The organism is Oleiphilus sp. HI0117, from assembly GCF_001635235.1.
Genome location: NZ_LWGA01000974.1, coordinates 1 through 2,188, shown reverse-complemented (window position 1 = coordinate 2,188; position 2,188 = coordinate 1). Strand labels below are relative to the sequence as shown.

Annotated in this window: 1 protein-coding gene and 1 pseudogene; both read left to right on the top strand. The window is 41.6% G+C overall.

All coding sequences use genetic code 11. The features are described 5' to 3' along the window. The coding region (locus A3757_RS26940; RefSeq protein WP_197470104.1) for a TonB-dependent receptor domain-containing protein at nucleotides 1-1,348 on the top strand (1,348 nt) is incomplete at its 5' end. 18 nt (nucleotides 1,349-1,366) lie between these two features. After that, nucleotides 1,367-2,188, top strand: a pseudogene (locus A3757_RS17445) (hypothetical protein); the annotation flags it as partial.

Below are 2,188 nucleotides of genomic sequence, written 5' to 3'. Positions count from 1 at the left end.
GCGTTTAGAGCCCGGTACTTTTGAATATGTTTACAAAGAGTCGAATTCTGGCAGCGGGCTTGCGATTGATAAAAACAAAATGTTTTATCAATACTCAAACCTTGAAGATGAAGTTTTGAATTTTCGAGCGGATGCTTCCTTGCCGTTTACGCTCAATGGTCAGGACAATAAAATTAGTTGGGGTTCTTATTTCTTAAGTAAGGAACGTACCCTGGATAACAGGCGTTTCAAGTTTTCCTACAATCCCATTGAGGATGATACGCGAGCAATCGATGATATTTTGGTTGATAGCTTAGCAGTCACAGATCGACTTGATTTAACAAGTAATTACCGTCAAGAAGATGCCTACCTTGCTGAACAGAGTTTGGTTGCTTTTTATGTTAATGCTTTGATTTCACCATTCAATGCACTGGATTTGAATTTTGGTTTCAGGCAAGAGCAGTCAACGCAAGACCTTGAAGTAGGGATAGAAGAAGATAGTCAGGAGTCCTACAGTCTTGAAACGTCAGACACACTCCCTTTCTTTGGTGCCACTTTTAGGGTCTCAGACGAGCATCAGTTCCGTTTTGCCTACAGCAATACGCTTACGCGACCTGACTTCAGAGAATTTAGCCCAACGCGTTATAAAGATCCTGAAACTGATTATGTCGTTCGAGGAAACCCTGATCTTAAGTATACCGAAATTACCAATATCGACTTTAAATATGAGTGGTTTCCAAGTTTTGACGAGTTCTTATCCTTTGGACTGTTCACAAAGAGCTTCACCAACCCGATTGAAACAGTTAGGTCGGTGCCAGATGAGGATATCGAAATATCGTATGTAAATGCTGAAGGTGCCGATAGCTTCGGATTTGAGCTTGGCTTTAGAAAAAGTTTGGATGGTCTATTGGGTGATCTTGAACATTACTTCGTAGAAGGAAACTACGCTTGGATTCACTCTGAAGTGCAGCTTAATCAGTCTGATATTGATTCCTACGGACTGACTACAAACGATCGAGCCATGCAGGGTCAGTCTCCTTATGTGACCAATATAAAGTTCGGTTACGATAATTTCTTTACAAGAAGAAGTGCGATGTTTCTTTACAATGTCTATGGTAAGCGTATTTCTGCATTGGGTGTAGATGGTGTTGCGGATGCCTACGAACAACCATTCCAGCGCTTGGACTTTGTTGTGAAGTGGGGCTTAAACGATACCTATGATGAACAAGAGAAAAAAATTGGTTATACCGTTTCTCTCAAGATTAAGAATCTTCTTGATCAAGATGAGGAAACACTTCAGGGAGGTCAAGTTGCCAACCTTGAAAGTCCGGGACGTTCCGCAACTGTTGGTTTCTCGATGAAGTTTTAAGGTGAGATGATATACGCAATGCTTAAGTTAAAAGTGATTAGTAAATTTAGAACTCTCGCGCTGTTGGCTTGCTGCCTTGGCGCTACACTCTGCGCAGCAGCCGAATCTTCTAGTGAGCTGAAGGTGGGCAAAGTTGTCGGCAAACATATTTTTGGCTTAGCCAGAGATGTTCAGAATGACCCTTTATTGCTGGAGGGGGAGCCCTTGATATATGAAGCTTCAGCGAACAATGCTGAGCTTACAGTTGGTAACCGTCAGTTTAGGGTAGACATCTTCGATCATGACATTGGTGGGGTTTACCTAAGCCAATACAATGACGAGTCCAGCCTTTTAACTGACACCAGTAGTATGTCTCTCGGAACGATCGGTGGTGTGCACTCAGCGACACAGCTAAGTAAAACAGCTTGGAATACGCTTACATTTTCAGAGTATAAAATGATAGATGCTAGATATAGTGAAGAGTTTGCTAGTGTCTTTAATCCATACTTCAAAGGTAACAGTGACCTTGTCAAACCATACCAATATGGGTGGTTGAATGAGGTCATTGTTCTGGATGAAAAGGGCAATGCGAAACAGATAAAAGTGTATGCAGCTGGTCGTTTATTCGCGAGTTCCTATCTCGTGATGCCAGACAATAAAACCGTTTACTCTCACGACGCTAACTCAGGCAATTTGTACGTATTTATTGCTGAAGAAGCAAATAGCTTTGCTAAAGGCTCATTGTACGTAGTGACTTCAGATGGTTCGATTTCCTTGGTTGAACTAGGTAAATCAAGCGCCTTAACGATGAAGTTTAAACTAAAGAAAGTCGATTTTAGTAAGCTGTATAAAAAGGGTGCA